Origin of the sequence: Microvirga sp. 3-52, from assembly GCF_018383585.1 — a bacterium.
In the GTDB taxonomy this organism is placed as follows: domain Bacteria; phylum Pseudomonadota; class Alphaproteobacteria; order Rhizobiales; family Beijerinckiaceae; genus Microvirga.
Genome location: NZ_JAHAMK010000033.1, coordinates 1 through 13,113 on the forward strand (window position 1 = coordinate 1; position 13,113 = coordinate 13,113).

Sequence of the window (13,113 nt, forward strand, 5' to 3'; positions counted from 1 at the left end):
TCGTACGCCGTAAACGTCGCCCCGCCCGACTCCGCCAGAACCTTCGTGATCGCCGCCGTCAGAGACGTCTTGCCATGGTCCACGTGACCAATCGTCCCAATGTTGCAGTGCGGCTTATTGCGCTCAAACTTTTCCTTCGCCATGTCCTTAGATCCTCGACACGCTTTGATACCTGAACGGCAAACTCGTGCCGCCCAATAGGGCTCTTTGCTCAGTTACGCAAGTGCCAGTTTCGATAGGCGGACAGATAATCTGTGATCATCGAATAACCAAGATCCGACCTTCCGAAAGCCGGCGCGATCCCAGCCGCCACGCCCCGATCAGCGGTTTTGCCACCGAGCCCCATTGTATAGCGGAAAACGAACCCCTCCCCGGCCGATCCGAGCCGGATGAAATTGGTCCGCCCACGTCAATCGCGACGACCCTGCCTGGCCAGAGATCTTCAAAGGTCAAGCCGTGGGGCGGACTGGAAGGGAAGCCGCCGGAGATTCGGCAAAACAGCGCTGGAACGCCCCATCCAGGGCCCGAAACCGGCGTGGCTGACAAAGATGTGGAGGAGAGGATCGGAAGGTTGGAGCGGGTGAAGGGAATCGAACCCTCGTATTCAGCTTGGAAGGCTGCTGCTCTACCATTGAGCTACACCCGCGTGCCCTTCTGATTGGGTGGTGGGGGAAGTAGGACTCGAACCTACGAAGGCATAGCCAGCGGATTTACAGTCCGCCCCCTTTGCCGCTCGGGACATTCCCCCTTAAGACCCAACCCGAACGCAAAACGCCGAGGCTGTTCTGCAGAGCGCTCGCCGTGGCTGAGCGTTCCGTGGCGCTCTTATGGTGACCTGCATGGCCGGTGTCAACCTCAAAGCGCAACGAAATCGGACGGGTCGTGAATGGGCGTACACTGTGCTATGGGCCCTTCCGTCAACACACGAGATCCAACGACCATGAGCGACCGTCCCTTCCAATCCCGCAAGCCGAGATTTCAGCGCCCGCACGGGAAAACCGGTCGCCGCACTCCTCAGGACAGACGGCCGAACTTCGAGATCGACACCACAATCCTCTATGGCTGGCATCCCGTCGCGGAAGCCCTGCGCAACGGCAAAAGGACGATTCGCCGCCTCCTGGCCACGGAGAACTCTGCCAGGCGCCTGAACGAAGAGCTGGATGCTCCCCTGCCTATCGAACCTGAGATCGTCCGCCCGGACGAGATCAATCGCCTCCTGGAGCCGGATGCCGTGCATCAAGGCCTCTATGTCGAGGCCGATCCCCTGCCCTCCCCGTCCGTCGACACCCTGAGCGGCAAGCGCGTGGTCCTGGCCCTCGACCAGATCACCGATCCTCACAATGTCGGCGCCATCGTCCGCACGGCTGCCGCCTTCGACGTGGAGGCCATCATCACCACGGCCCGGCACAGCCCTGCTGCCACGGGGGTTCTCGCCAAATCCGCATCCGGCGGCCTCGAGCATGTGCCCTTCATGATCGTGCGCAACCTCGGCGATACGCTGACCGAGCTCGGCAAGCGCGGCTTCCAGAGAATCGGGCTCGATTCCTCGGGCGAGGCCAGCCTGGACGAGATCGCGATCAGTCTGCCGGTCGTTCTGGTACTGGGGTCGGAGGGCAAGGGCCTGAGACAGAGAACCCGCGACTGCTGCGACGTCATCGGCCGACTCGACATGCCCGGAGCCATCAAGAGCCTGAACGTGTCCAATGCCGCTGCGGTATGCCTTTATGCTGTGGTTAAAGGAGCCTCCAGAGGCGCTCCGAAGTGAAGCCGAAGCGAAGTCCAACTAACTGAAATATATGAGTAAATTATTTTGTTGTACGGCTTCTTAGACGGAAGTCGCAAATACCAATTGTGAATTGTGGAAAGGAAGCCCGGAGTTAGCCTCCCATCCGTTGGATTCTTGGCTGCCATGCGCAGCCACGATGCCGCGGCCCAGGCCTGCACAGCATGGCTTGCGGCTCAGAACCCGGATCACCGGGCACATGAACGGAAGGGAACCCTATGGCAACAGCAGCTACCACGCCTCATTCGGCCGCCGCAAAGCGGCCGATGACGCGGGAGGAAAAGAAGGTCATTCTGGCCTCCTCCCTCGGTACCGTCTTCGAATGGTACGATTTCTATCTCTACGGCTCGCTCGCCACGATCATCGGCGCGCAGTTCTTCTCCGCCTTCGACGTGACGACCCGTAACGTCTTCGCACTGCTCGCCTTCGCTGCGGGCTTCCTCGTCCGCCCCTTCGGCGCAATCTTCTTCGGCCGCATCGGCGATCTCGTCGGCCGGAAATACACCTTCCTGGTCACGATCCTGATCATGGGCTTCTCGACCTTCCTTGTCGGTCTGTTGCCCAGCTATGCTCAGATCGGCTGGATCGCTCCCGTCGTCCTGATCGCCCTGCGCATGCTCCAGGGTCTCGCACTCGGCGGTGAGTACGGCGGCGCTGCGGTCTACGTGGCGGAACACGCACCCGTGGGACGTCGCGGCTTCTACACCAGCTTCATCCAGATCACAGCAACCGTCGGCCTGTTGCTCTCCCTCGTCGTCATTCTCGTGCTCCGCACCTGGATGGGCGAGCAGGGCTTCCAGACGGGTGAAGGCTGGCCGATCGCCGGTTGGCGCATCCCGTTCCTTCTCTCCGTCGTGCTGCTCGGCATCTCGGTCTGGATTCGCCTCCAGATGCAGGAATCCCCGGCGTTCAAGAAGATGAAGGACGAGGGCACGCAGTCGAAGGCGCCTCTCAAGGAGGCATTCGGCCAGTGGGGCAATGTCAAGATGGTGCTCATCGCCCTGGTCGGTCTCGCGATCGGCCAGGCCGTGGTGTGGTACACGGGTCAGTTCTACGCCCTGTTCTTCATCCAGAGCATCCTGAAGGTCGACCTGCTCACCTCGAACGTGTTGATCGCCTGGTCGCTCATTCTCGGCACAGGCGGCTTCGTGTTCTTCGGTGCGCTGTCGGACAAGATCGGCCGCAAGCCGGTGATTCTCGGCGGCTGCCTGATCGCGGCGATCACGTACTTCCCACTCTTCGGCGCCCTCACGAGCGTGGTGAGCCCACGCCTCAACCAGGCGCTCGAGACCGGCAAGGTCCAGGTCGTGGCCGATCCCGCCACCTGCGGCTCCGTGTTCGATCCGGTCGGCATCCGCACCTTCACCGCACCCTGCGATATCGCCCGCGTGTCCCTCGCCCGTGCGGCGGTCAAGTACGAACTCGTTCCGGCTGCGGCAGGCTCACCGACGAAGGTGACCTTCAACGGCAAGGAAGCTCCCTTGGCTCCGGCGATCCCGGCTAACATCACCGCCTTTACGAACGCTGCGGCGGAAGCGGGTTATCCGAAGGCCGGTGACCCGAGCATCCTGAAGGTCGGCGGCTTCTTCGACGCTCTCGGCAATACCCAGGCTCTCAAGGCCATCGGAATCCTGACGATCCTCGTGATCTACGTCACGATGGTCTACGGCCCGATCGCGGCGGCTCTGGTGGAGTTCTTCCCCACCCGTATCCGCTACACCGCGATGTCTCTGCCCTACCACATCGCCAACGGCTGGTTCGGCGGCCTGCTGCCTCCGACGGCCTTCGCGATGGTGGCAGCCACCGGCGACATCTACTTCGGCCTCTGGTACCCGATCATAATCGCCCTGGTGACCTTCGTGGTCGGCCTCCTCTTCGTGCCGGAGACCAAGGACCGGGACATCATGACCTACGAGGGTGTCGCCGCGAAGCGCTGAGCTTTCACCGGCCTCTCCGAACAGGAAAGCCCCGCCTTGAGGCGGGGCTTTTCTTTTGCCTCCAGGCGAAGCCGCCGATCAGTAGCAGGTCGTCACCCGGCGGACGATCCAACCCTCGCCCTCCACGAAGAGGCGCTTGCGGGAGATATCGCAGGTTCCGTCATTCGCCGGCTTGGTCTGGATCGAGGACGTGGTCTCCACATCCTGTACAGCCACCGAGGTCACGGGCTCCTTGTCAGGCTTGGCCGCTACGCTGTGACCCGCATGAGCGGCGTCCGTGCGCTCCGCAGCCAGACCGAAGCCGACGGCCATCGCCAGAACGGCCATTACTTTGAGAACGCCGCCGAGCGGCGAAGCTCTTCTACGAACAGATGCCCCTAAGGCCTTCATAACACCAACTCCATGATCAGGTTTTCCTGACAATTCCAGAAATCGGCGTTGGTTTCGGTGTGCTGGGACACTTAATATTTACGTTTGTATGGAACTTGCATCCCGCCTCCCGGACTGCTACCTGAGCACCGTGACGTCAGCCGGTGTAGCACAGCGGTAGTGCAGCGGTTTTGTAAACCGAAGGTCGGGAGTTCGATCCTCTCCACCGGCACCATTCCTCCGCTGGGAGGAACCTCACGCCAGCCCGTTCGTGACGATTGCAGTGGCCCCGTTTCACGCCCCGGTATGAAGGAGGCGTTCACTGACCGCCGCCCGCGCCGCCGTTCCCGCTCCCGCCGGATCCGCCGTTGCCCTGCCCTCCGGAACCGCCCGAATTCTGTCCGCCCTGCGAGCTGCCGCCACCGGTGCTGCCAGTACTGCCGGGATTTCCGGAATCCGTACTACCGCTGCTCGATCGGCCGGGCGATCTGGTCAGCGGCTGGCAGGTTCCTCCGATCTCCTGCTCGCCTTGCATGCAGGCTCGTGTCGCGGGATTTTCCTGGGCCATCGCGGCACTCAGCGGGGCCGCCAGGAGCAGCGCGGTCAGTAATGGCGCCGTAATCGCTTTCATCAATCTGTCCTCATGTTTCCAGGTTCCTATCGACGGATGAGGCGCTCGAATGTTTCCGCGCCGCCCCCTGCCCACGGGCACATTCCACGAAAAACGCATCACATCATCGAGATTGGCCGGGATCGGCGCCCTACCCAATTGTCGACAGTCGATCGTCCGCAGAGGTAGTCCGAGTGCCCAGGCAGAGTTTCCAGGCACGAGGCTTAGGCTGCACGCTCCATGTCACGATGGAGGCGTATGTGGATGTGCTCTTACTGAATGTGATGGGTTCAGCCGCCATAGCGTCCGCGGTCGTGGCTGCGATCATGGCGACCCGGCTGTCGAGAGAACTTGCCGGATTGCCGCGTGAAGAGCCAACCTCCGGCTCATGGACGGGCCATTGAGTCTTCATCACCGACTGGCCTAGGGCCTGCTTATCGTGAGCCGGCTTCAAGCGGCCCTCATCTCCGCTCCGGCGCCAGTCCGCGTTTTCCTAATGAATGCGCTCCTTGCCCCAGTTTTCATGAGCGGCCTGATCGGACACCTTCTGCTCGGTTCGCGTCAGTCTGCGGCGCCGGCTGCTGTAAACGGCCATGAAGATGCCAATCAGCAAAGGCCCACCGATAATCACAAGGCCCCAAATCCAACCATCGGCTATGTCCCAATCCATCGATCGTCTCCCTGCGAAAGACCGCGCTCTGTGGCCCTGGCTGTTTCAGTGGGCTAACCGGTATGCCAAGTCGTTGTTCCGTGAGACGCCTGCATAGGCAAAGACGCCTCCGGCCGTTAGACAGACGACGAGAAGTGCAACCCAGCCTTGAGATCCACGAGATTCCATGCCCATCGCAATCTCAGACCCTGACGACCCTCGGATCGAGCCGTACCGCGCCGTCCGGGAGCGCGATCTCGTCGGACGGCAGCATCGCTTCGTCGCGGAAGGCGAGGTGGTCCTGCGACTGCTCCTGAAGCAGTCCCGTTTCAGGATCGAGTCACTCCTGCTGGCGGAAAGCCGGCTCGAGACCTTGGGCGAGGAGCTGAATCGGCTTGCTCCCGAGGTTCCGGTCTATACGGCGAACCGGACGGTGATGGATGCCATCGTGGGCTTTCCGATCCACAGGGGCATCCTGGCCATCGCCCATCGGGCTCCCCTGCTGCCGGTGGAGGAATTGCTCTCGCGACTAGCGGAGAAGGCGCTCGTGGTCGGCCTGATCGGCCTGGCGAACCATGATAATGTCGGTGGGATCTTCCGCAATGCGGCGGCCTTCGGCGCTGGGGCGGTTCTGCTCGACCGGGAGACCTGCGACCCGCTTTACCGCAAGGCCGTCCGTGTGTCGGTCGGAGGTGCCCTGGTGGTGCCCTTCACCAGGGCTGCCTCGGCGGAGGCCATGGTGAACGCCCTGCAGGCGGCATCCTTCGACGTGATGGCCCTATCCCCGTCCGGCAAAGAGACCCTTTCCCACGTGAAACCCTCCCGGCGAACAGCCCTGCTCCTCGGAGCCGAAGGACCCGGGCTGCCCCCGGAACTGCTGGCGCGGACCAGGACCGTATCCATCCCCATGAGCGGTGATTTCGATTCGCTGAATGTGGCAACCACGAGCGGGATTGCTTTGCATCATCTCTCCAGAGATGGCTGACATCGCAACGCTGCTCGCTGAGTTGTGAAAGGCAGCTCTCTTGTCTCCAAGCATAGCCGTTCTAGGCTTCTGCTCCCATGCCTGGAGACCCTCATGACAATCACACGCCGCACCGTTCTTGCCAGCACCGCCCTTGCCGCCGCTCCCCTCGGGAGCCCCGCCCTGGCCCAGACCACCACCTCGGCTCCGGCGCAGGGATCCGGCCCGCGCCAGGCGCCCGGCTTCTACCGCTACAAGGTCGGCGATATCGAGGTGACCGCCATCAACGACGGCTCCGCGCCGCGTGCTCTCGAAGGCTTCATCCGCAACGCGGAACTCTCCGCCGTGCAGCAGGCGGCCCGCGAGGCGTTTCTGCCCCCGGACATCATCCAGAACTCCTTCACCACCCTCGTCCTCAATCAAGGCGGCCGAGTGACATTGATCGACACGGGCAATGGAGATTCAGGCGCTCCCACCACGGGCCGCTGGCTGGATAACTTTCGCGCCGCCGGCTTCGACCCGTCGCAGGTCGACACCGTCGTCATCAGCCACTTCCATGGCGATCATATCAACGGCCTTCGTCGCAAGGACGGCACGGCCGTCTTCCCCAATGCCGAGGTCCTCGTGCCGGCGGCCGAATGGGCCTTCTGGATGGACGACGCCCGCATGAACCAGGCTCCGGAGGGCGCCAGGGGCGGTTTTCAGGGCGCCCGCCGCGTGTTCGGCCCCATCGCCAAGGACGTGAAGCACTACGAGATGGACAAGGAGATCGTGCCGGGACTGACGAGCATCGCCGCGCCGGGCCATACGCCGGGACACACGGCCTACATGCTCTCGTCGGGCTCGGGCCGGCTGCTGATCCTTTCGGACACGGCGAATCACCCTGCCCTTTTCGTCCGCAACCCGGACTGGTCGGCGGTTTTCGACATGGATGCGGACCAGGCGCGGGCCACCCGCCGCAAGATGCTGGACATGGCCGCCTCGGAGCGGGCGCAGGTCGCGTTCTACCATGCGCCCTTCCCGGCGACGGGCCATGTCGCGAAGGACGGCAATGGCTTCCGCTTCGTGCCGGTGCAGTGGAGCCCGGCCGTTTAAGGTCTGTCTCCGGCCGTCTCCCCGACAAGCCATTCCAGGGTGGCCTCGTCCGCGCCGGTCGGCTCGATGAAGAGAATGACCGGCGCCTCATAGGGATGCCGCTCCCTGAGGGCCCGATGCACCTGATCCTGAAGGCCCGTGCGGGTCTTCAGGATGCCGACCGCCTCCTGCCCCTGCTCGATGGTGCCCTTCCACGCATAGACGGACCGCATGCCGGGCAGCACGTTGATGCAGGCGATGAGCCGATCCCGGACGAGCCCCTCTCCAATCGACAGGGCGATGTCCACATCGGGAAAGGTCGTATAGACGAGAAGCGGGCGATCCATGCTATGCCTTTCCTCCGCATCCGGTCGGACGCAACGAGGGTAACTGGGCATGGCCCGCCGTTTCAACAATATCGCATTCGTCGCCAGCGCCGCGCCTGACGCGCGGGACGCGCTGAAGACCCTGCAGGGCCGCTATGCCCATGTTGTTCCCGAGGAGGCCGATGCCATCGTGGCGCTCGGCGGCGACGGCCTGATGCTGCAGAGTCTGCACAGGTTCATGGGCACGGCCAAGCCCATTTACGGCATGAACAAGGGCACGGTCGGCTTCCTGATGAACGACTACCGGGAAGAAGACCTGTTCGAGCGGCTGGAAGCGGCCGAGCGCAGCGTCGTGCACCCGCTGCTGATGGTGGCCTGGGACGTGCACGGCGTGGCTCATACGGCCCGCGCCATCAACGAAGTCGCCATGTTCCGACAGACCTACCAGGCGGGAAAGCTGCGTGTGAGCGTCGATTCCCACGTGCGGATTCCCGAACTCATCGCCGACGGCATCCTGGTTTCGACGCCGGCGGGATCGACCGCCTACAATCTCTCCGTCGGCGGGACGATCCTGCCGCTCAACGCGACCCTGCTCGCCCTGACGCCGATTTCCGCCTTCCGTCCCCGCCGCTGGCGCGGGGCGCTTCTGCCGGATTACGCCAAGATCCAGATCGAGGTCCTGGAAGCCGAGAACCGCCCCGTGAGCGCCGTGGCGGACCACACGGAATTCCGCAACGTCTCCCACGTGCATGTTTCCATGGACCGCAGCGTCGATCTCGTGATGCTGCATGATCCCGGCCACAGTCTGGACGAGCGAATCCTGCGGGAGCAATTCGGCTATTGATGGCAGCAAAGGCATGGGATCCAACATGCCGTTCAAAACCATGAGGTCACGCCATGAACGATGAGAGCAGGCACCCGAGGGGCGGCCTTTATTTCGAGGATTTCGTCGTCGGCACGACCATCGCGCACCGTCTGACCCGGACGGTGACGCAGATGGACAACATGCTGTTCTCCAACATGACCCTGAACCCGCAGCCGCTCCACATCGATGCGCATTTCTGCGCCACCGAGACGGAATGGGGCAAGCCGCTCATGAACTCCCTGTTCACTCTCGGCCTCCTGATCGGCATCTCGGTCAACGACACGACGGTCGGCACCACCATCGCCAATCTCGGCATGACGGACGTGAAGTTTCCCGCACCGCTCTTCGAGGGCGACACGATCAGCGCGACCACGGAGATCGTCGCCAAGCGCGAGTCAAAATCCCGGCCCGATGCCGGCATCGTCGACTTCATTCACCGCGCCTACAAGCAGGACGGCACGCTCGTGGCCGAATGCCGTCGGCAGGCCTTCATGCGCAAGAGGAGCGCCTGATGCGGTCATTGCTGTTCGTGCCGGGCGACAGCCCGAAGAAGCTCGAGAAAGGCATGAACTCGGGCGCCGACGTGCTCCTGATCGATCTGGAGGACTCGGTCGCGCTCGATTCCAAGGACGAGGCCCGGCGCATCACCGCGGCCTTTCTCTCGGAGCAGGATAAGGACACTGAACGTCCCCGTCTTTTCGTCCGCGTCAACGGGCTGACGACGGGCCTGATCGATGCGGATCTCGACGGCGTGATGCGGTCGGCTCCCGACGGGATCGTGCTGCCCAAGGCCGTCGGCGGAACGGACGTGGCTCATCTCGGCGCCAAGCTGGCGGTGCGCGAGGCGGAGTTCGGCCTCGAGGACGGCGCCACCCGCATCCTCGCCATCGCGACGGAGACCGCCGCCGGCGTCTTCGCGCTGGGTACCTTCGCGGGCGCGAGCCACCGCCTGATGGGCCTGACCTGGGGAGGCGAGGACCTGTCGGCCGATCTCGGGGCGGAGACCAACCGGGGAGAGGACGGCGCCTATACGGACCCGTACCGTCTCGCCCGTTCCCTCACCCTCCTGGGCGCCGCGGCCGCGAGCGTCGATGCGATCGACTCCGTCTTCACGAACTTCCGCGACATGGCCGGCCTCGAAGCCGAGTGCCGGGCGGCCCGGCGCGACGGCTTCGTCGCCAAGATGGCGATCCATCCGGCTCAGGTGCCCGTGATCAACGAGGCCTTCACCCCGTCCCCCGAGGCTATCGAGCGGGCGCAGGCCGTGATCCGGGCGTTCGAGGCCAATCCGGGCGCCGGTGTCGTCGGCGTCAACGGCGAGATGCTCGACCGCCCGCATCTGCTGCGGGCCGAGCGGTTGCTGAGGCGTGCCGGCCGGCTCTAGGGGCTTTATGATGGCCTGGAATTGGGCCCCGGTCACGGGCCGGGGTCTGATGACCTGGGCAATCGCTCGAGCATATAGAATTCACGGGGTCCAGAGCTTTCCCCGGTTTCGTGAATAGTCCCATCGAAAAGTACTTCTGCTCCAGAAGCTCTTGAGAGCCTCCTGAACGGTAGGCGAGCTGTGCGGGAACAGCAGCCATGTTTCCCGCTCCGAAGATCCTCCGTGGCCGGAAAGCACCGCCTGAGCCGCAATCCAACCGATAGGATAATAAACGTTATATACTGTCTAAACAGGTAGTATACAGCGCGGGCTATGGCCCTTTATCCGATACAGCGTCACAATAAGCCCCTCCTCATGCTCGGAAGTGGGCTGGACACAGGCCAATTCACAAAGCCTTGCGGCCACCCTTGGGGCTGCGCTGGCGCACGGACAGGTTCGCTGGCCAGCGAACCATGGGGGAATAAGATGTCTCAAGCGATTCTCGATGCTTTTAACGCTGCCACGACTTGGCAGGCAGCTTTGGCCGCAATCAAGGCCAACAGTAACGATCTGCTCGATCAGGAGCACATCGACAAGCTGGATACTCTCCCCGACGACGCCGGCCGCGAGCAGGCCATCGGCATGGNTCAAGGCCAACAGTAACGATCTGCTCGATCAGGAGCACATCGACAAGCTGGATACTCTCCCCGACGACGCCGGCCGCGAGCAGGCCATCGGCATGGGCGTGAATGAGGTCAGAGCTCTGTTCGGCGATTTTATCGACATCAACACCCTGATCGCCGAGGTGCGCTACCAGATCGATGTCGAATACGCCAAGTATGAGTTCATCCAGGCCGTTGCCGCTGCCACCAATGCGGACGAAATGGCAATGGCGCTCACGAAGGTGGAAGCCCTGGACGCCCATCGACAGGAACTGATCGAGAAGTGGTCCGCTAGCGGCGATGCCGAGGCCATGGCTCGTGCAGAAGAGCTTGAGGGCGAAGCTTATACAACCGTCCTGCATGAGATCGCGTCCCATCTCGGCGACGATGCCTATATGGGCGCATTGGCGGAAAAAATGTTGATCGCCCGCACGGAAAGCGGTCCCTTCAACGGCGTCGGCACCCTTGTCGCTGCCTTGGATGCGGCGGATCAGGAGATCGATGACGAAGCCCTGGTGTCTGCCTTCAATGCCATTGACGGCAATAACACGGATGGCTGGCAGGATGCTCTTGCTCTCATCAAGAACAACACCGCGACTCTGCTCGATGCGGACGCTCTTGCAAAGCTCACGACCCTTCCCGACGGCGGCGGCCGCGAGCAGGCCATCGGCCTCGGCGTGATCGAGATCAAAACTCTGTTCGGCGACTTCGCCTCGATCGACGACATCAAGGCCGCCGTCGGCATGCAGATCGACGTCGAATACTCCAAGTTTGAGTTCATCACCGCACTCGACGCGGCCACGACGGCAGCAGAGATGACGGACGCAATCCTGGACACCATCGAACTGGTCAATCAGAATCGCCAGGATCTGATCGAAGAATGGTCTAACAGCGGTGATCCAGATGCCGAGGCCCGCGCGGCGGATCTGGCCGACGACGATTTCACCACGGTCCTGGCCGAAATCGTCAGCCACCTCGACGAGCCGGCCTATATGGCCGAGCTCGGTCTTCGCATGCTTGCGCTCCGGAGCGCACTGACGGGCGGAAAGTTCTTCGGCGACGGCAAGATCATCCCTGCGCTTGCGGCGGCCGATGCCGCCATCGAGGCCGAACACGATGCGGCCATTAACGGCGACATCACCGGTTCGCTGATCGAGGATGGAACCACACAGACCGTCATGGGCGTTCTCTCGGTTCAGGACGAAGACTGGGGCGAGGACACGTTCCAGGCTGTGAACGCTGCGGACCTTCAGAAGCAGTATGGGGCTTTCACCTTCAACGCGACAAATGGCGTGTGGACCTTCACTCTGAACAACGCGGCTCAATCCCTCAAGGAAGGTCAAGAGGTTGAGCAGACGCTGACCGTCAAGTCATTGGACGGAACGGCGACCCAGGTCATCACGGTCACGATTACGGGCGCGAACGATGCACCTGTTGCCGCCGTGACCGGAAACAGTGCAGCCGGCGACGAGGACAAGGCTCTCGTCGGAGAGCTTCCCGATGCAACGGATGTGGACGGTGACGCTCTCACCTATGAGCTCGTCGCACCGGTGGCAGGTCTGACGCTCAACGCCGACGGCACATTCCGCTACGTTCCGGCGGCCGATTTCAACGGCACCGTCACCTTCCAGTACCGGGCCGTGGATGAGCATGGAGAGAAGAGCGCGCCTCAGACCTTCACGCTGACCGTCAAGCCGGTCAACGATGCGCCCTGGAATCTCTCTCTGTCGAACACCAAGATCGAAGAGAACGCGACGGCTGGAAAGGAGGTCGGCAAGCTGACTGTCTCCGATCCCGAAGGCGGCTCATTCACCTATGAACTGGTGGATAGTGCAGCCGGTCGCTTCACCCTCGACGCGACAGGCGTCTTGAAGGTCGCGAACGGCACAAGGCTCGATTACGAGCAGGCCGCGTCGCACACCATCAAGGTCCGGGTGAAGGACGCAGCCGGTGCTACTTTCGAGAAGTCTCTGACCGTTGATGTGACCGACATCGCAGCCGAGAGCGTCACGGGCACCGCCACGGCCGATGTGCTGAAGGGCGGAACCGGAAAGGACACGTTCAAGGGCGGTGCCGGCAGCGATATGCTCTATGGCGGCTCCGGCAATGACAAGCTGTGGGGCGACAAGGGCAAAGACGTCTTTGTCTTTGACACGGCTCTCGGCACATCGAGCACGGACCGGAAGGTGAACTTCGATACGATCAAGGACTTCTCGGTCAGGGACGACAGCATTTATCTCGACAACGCCATCTTCAAGAAGCTGGGATCGGGCACACTCTCCAACCCCAAGCAGCTCAGCAAGGCGTTCTTCACCATCGGCGACAAGGCCAAGGATAAGAACGACTACATCGTCTACAATGATAAGACCGGTGTTCTGTCCTATGATGCCGATGGTTCGGGCAAGGGCAAGGCGATAGAGATCGCCCAGCTCTCCAAGAAGCTTACCACTATGACCAACAAGGACTTCTTCGTCATCTAAGACGGTCTCAGCTTCACATCGAGCCCAAACG

Annotated in this window: 13 protein-coding genes and 3 tRNA genes; 9 read left to right on the forward strand and 7 right to left on the reverse strand. The window is 62.5% G+C overall.

Going from position 1 to position 13,113, the window contains the following annotated elements; translation table 11 throughout:
* From KHP60_RS20165 to KHP60_RS20175, 3 genes are all read right to left on the reverse strand, one after another.
* Positions 1 to 143, reverse strand: a 143-nt coding sequence (locus tag KHP60_RS20165; protein WP_249688973.1) for a GTP-binding protein, incomplete at its 3' end; no start/stop codon positions are given.
* Positions 144 to 572: 429 nt separating this feature from the next.
* Positions 573 to 646, reverse strand: a tRNA-Gly gene (locus KHP60_RS20170).
* Between the two features lie 17 nt (positions 647 to 663).
* Positions 664 to 748, reverse strand: a tRNA-Tyr gene (locus KHP60_RS20175).
* 192 nt (positions 749 to 940) lie between these two features.
* On the opposite strand from KHP60_RS20175, the gene KHP60_RS20180 reads away from it, so the two are divergent.
* Positions 941 to 1,765: an RNA methyltransferase gene (locus KHP60_RS20180; protein WP_213566099.1), complete on the forward strand. Its 825-nt coding sequence runs from the start codon at positions 941 to 943 to the stop codon at positions 1,763 to 1,765.
* Between the two features lie 236 nt (positions 1,766 to 2,001).
* The gene (locus KHP60_RS20185) at positions 2,002 to 3,720 is read left to right on the forward strand and encodes an MFS transporter (RefSeq protein WP_213566100.1); all 1,719 of its coding nucleotides are present in this window, start codon (positions 2,002 to 2,004) and stop codon (positions 3,718 to 3,720) included.
* A gap of 78 nt (positions 3,721 to 3,798) precedes the next feature.
* On the opposite strand, the gene KHP60_RS20190 is transcribed toward KHP60_RS20185, so the two are convergent.
* A complete protein-coding gene (locus tag KHP60_RS20190; protein WP_213566101.1) occupies positions 3,799 to 4,110 on the reverse strand; it encodes a hypothetical protein in 312 nt (103 codons plus the stop codon).
* A gap of 139 nt (positions 4,111 to 4,249) precedes the next feature.
* Between KHP60_RS20190 and KHP60_RS20195 the strand changes: the two genes are divergently transcribed.
* Positions 4,250 to 4,324: transfer RNA gene (locus KHP60_RS20195), tRNA-Thr, on the forward strand.
* Between the two features lie 84 nt (positions 4,325 to 4,408).
* Here the strand turns inward: KHP60_RS20195 and KHP60_RS20200 are convergent.
* Both KHP60_RS20200 and KHP60_RS20205 read right to left on the reverse strand, forming a co-directional pair.
* Positions 4,409 to 4,720 (reverse strand): hypothetical protein, encoded by a 312-nt coding sequence (locus KHP60_RS20200; protein ID WP_213566102.1) that lies wholly within the window; start codon positions 4,718 to 4,720, stop codon positions 4,409 to 4,411.
* Between the two features lie 472 nt (positions 4,721 to 5,192).
* Complete coding sequence (locus tag KHP60_RS20205) at positions 5,193 to 5,369, reverse strand: hypothetical protein (RefSeq protein ID WP_213566103.1); 177 nt, start codon at positions 5,367 to 5,369, stop codon at positions 5,193 to 5,195.
* Between the two features lie 166 nt (positions 5,370 to 5,535).
* On the opposite strand from KHP60_RS20205, the gene KHP60_RS20210 reads away from it, so the two are divergent.
* Both KHP60_RS20210 and KHP60_RS20215 read left to right on the forward strand, forming a co-directional pair.
* Positions 5,536 to 6,333, forward strand: a complete 798-nt coding sequence (locus tag KHP60_RS20210) for an RNA methyltransferase (RefSeq protein ID WP_213566104.1) — start codon at positions 5,536 to 5,538, stop codon at positions 6,331 to 6,333.
* A 93-nt stretch (positions 6,334 to 6,426) separates the two neighbouring features.
* Positions 6,427 to 7,407, forward strand: a complete 981-nt coding sequence (locus KHP60_RS20215) for an MBL fold metallo-hydrolase (protein ID WP_213566105.1) — start codon at positions 6,427 to 6,429, stop codon at positions 7,405 to 7,407.
* Here the strand turns inward: KHP60_RS20215 and cutA are convergent.
* A complete protein-coding gene (cutA, locus tag KHP60_RS20220) occupies positions 7,404 to 7,733 on the reverse strand; it encodes a divalent-cation tolerance protein CutA (protein WP_213566106.1) in 330 nt (109 codons plus the stop codon). The two genes, KHP60_RS20215 and cutA, sit on opposite strands and share 4 nt — an antisense overlap.
* 49 nt (positions 7,734 to 7,782) lie before the next feature.
* Between cutA and KHP60_RS20225 the strand changes: the two genes are divergently transcribed.
* From KHP60_RS20225 to KHP60_RS25730, 4 genes are all read left to right on the forward strand, one after another.
* The gene (locus tag KHP60_RS20225; RefSeq protein WP_213566107.1) at positions 7,783 to 8,556 is read left to right on the forward strand and encodes an NAD kinase; all 774 of its coding nucleotides are present in this window, start codon (positions 7,783 to 7,785) and stop codon (positions 8,554 to 8,556) included.
* Between the two features lie 53 nt (positions 8,557 to 8,609).
* The gene (locus KHP60_RS20230; protein WP_213566108.1) at positions 8,610 to 9,089 is read left to right on the forward strand and encodes a MaoC family dehydratase; all 480 of its coding nucleotides are present in this window, start codon (positions 8,610 to 8,612) and stop codon (positions 9,087 to 9,089) included.
* Positions 9,089 to 9,961, forward strand: a complete 873-nt coding sequence (locus KHP60_RS20235; protein ID WP_213566109.1) for a CoA ester lyase — start codon at positions 9,089 to 9,091, stop codon at positions 9,959 to 9,961. Before KHP60_RS20230 ends, KHP60_RS20235 begins: the two co-directional genes overlap by 1 nt.
* A 724-nt stretch (positions 9,962 to 10,685) precedes the next feature.
* Positions 10,686 to 13,082: an Ig-like domain-containing protein gene (locus KHP60_RS25730; protein WP_213566110.1), complete on the forward strand. Its 2,397-nt coding sequence runs from the start codon at positions 10,686 to 10,688 to the stop codon at positions 13,080 to 13,082.
* Positions 13,083 to 13,113 lie beyond the last annotated feature (31 nt).

Bases quoted from the DNA above. Each gene is read 5' to 3' on its own strand.
- KHP60_RS20180 (WP_213566099.1), top strand. From the start codon at position 941: ATGAGCGACCGTCCCTTCCAATCCCGCAAGCCGAGATTTCAGCGCCCG.
- KHP60_RS20185 (WP_213566100.1), top strand. From the start codon at position 2,002: ATGGCAACAGCAGCTACCACGCCTCATTCGGCCGCCGCAAAGCGGCCG.
- KHP60_RS20190 (WP_213566101.1), bottom strand. From the start codon at position 4,110: ATGAAGGCCTTAGGGGCATCTGTTCGTAGAAGAGCTTCGCCGCTCGGC.
- KHP60_RS20200 (WP_213566102.1), bottom strand. From the start codon at position 4,720: ATGAAAGCGATTACGGCGCCATTACTGACCGCGCTGCTCCTGGCGGCC.
- KHP60_RS20205 (WP_213566103.1), bottom strand. From the start codon at position 5,369: ATGGATTGGGACATAGCCGATGGTTGGATTTGGGGCCTTGTGATTATC.
- KHP60_RS20210 (WP_213566104.1), top strand. From the start codon at position 5,536: ATGCCCATCGCAATCTCAGACCCTGACGACCCTCGGATCGAGCCGTAC.
- KHP60_RS20215 (WP_213566105.1), top strand. From the start codon at position 6,427: ATGACAATCACACGCCGCACCGTTCTTGCCAGCACCGCCCTTGCCGCC.
- cutA (WP_213566106.1), bottom strand. From the start codon at position 7,733: ATGGATCGCCCGCTTCTCGTCTATACGACCTTTCCCGATGTGGACATC.
- KHP60_RS20225 (WP_213566107.1), top strand. From the start codon at position 7,783: ATGGCCCGCCGTTTCAACAATATCGCATTCGTCGCCAGCGCCGCGCCT.
- KHP60_RS20230 (WP_213566108.1), top strand. From the start codon at position 8,610: ATGAACGATGAGAGCAGGCACCCGAGGGGCGGCCTTTATTTCGAGGAT.
- KHP60_RS20235 (WP_213566109.1), top strand. From the start codon at position 9,089: ATGCGGTCATTGCTGTTCGTGCCGGGCGACAGCCCGAAGAAGCTCGAG.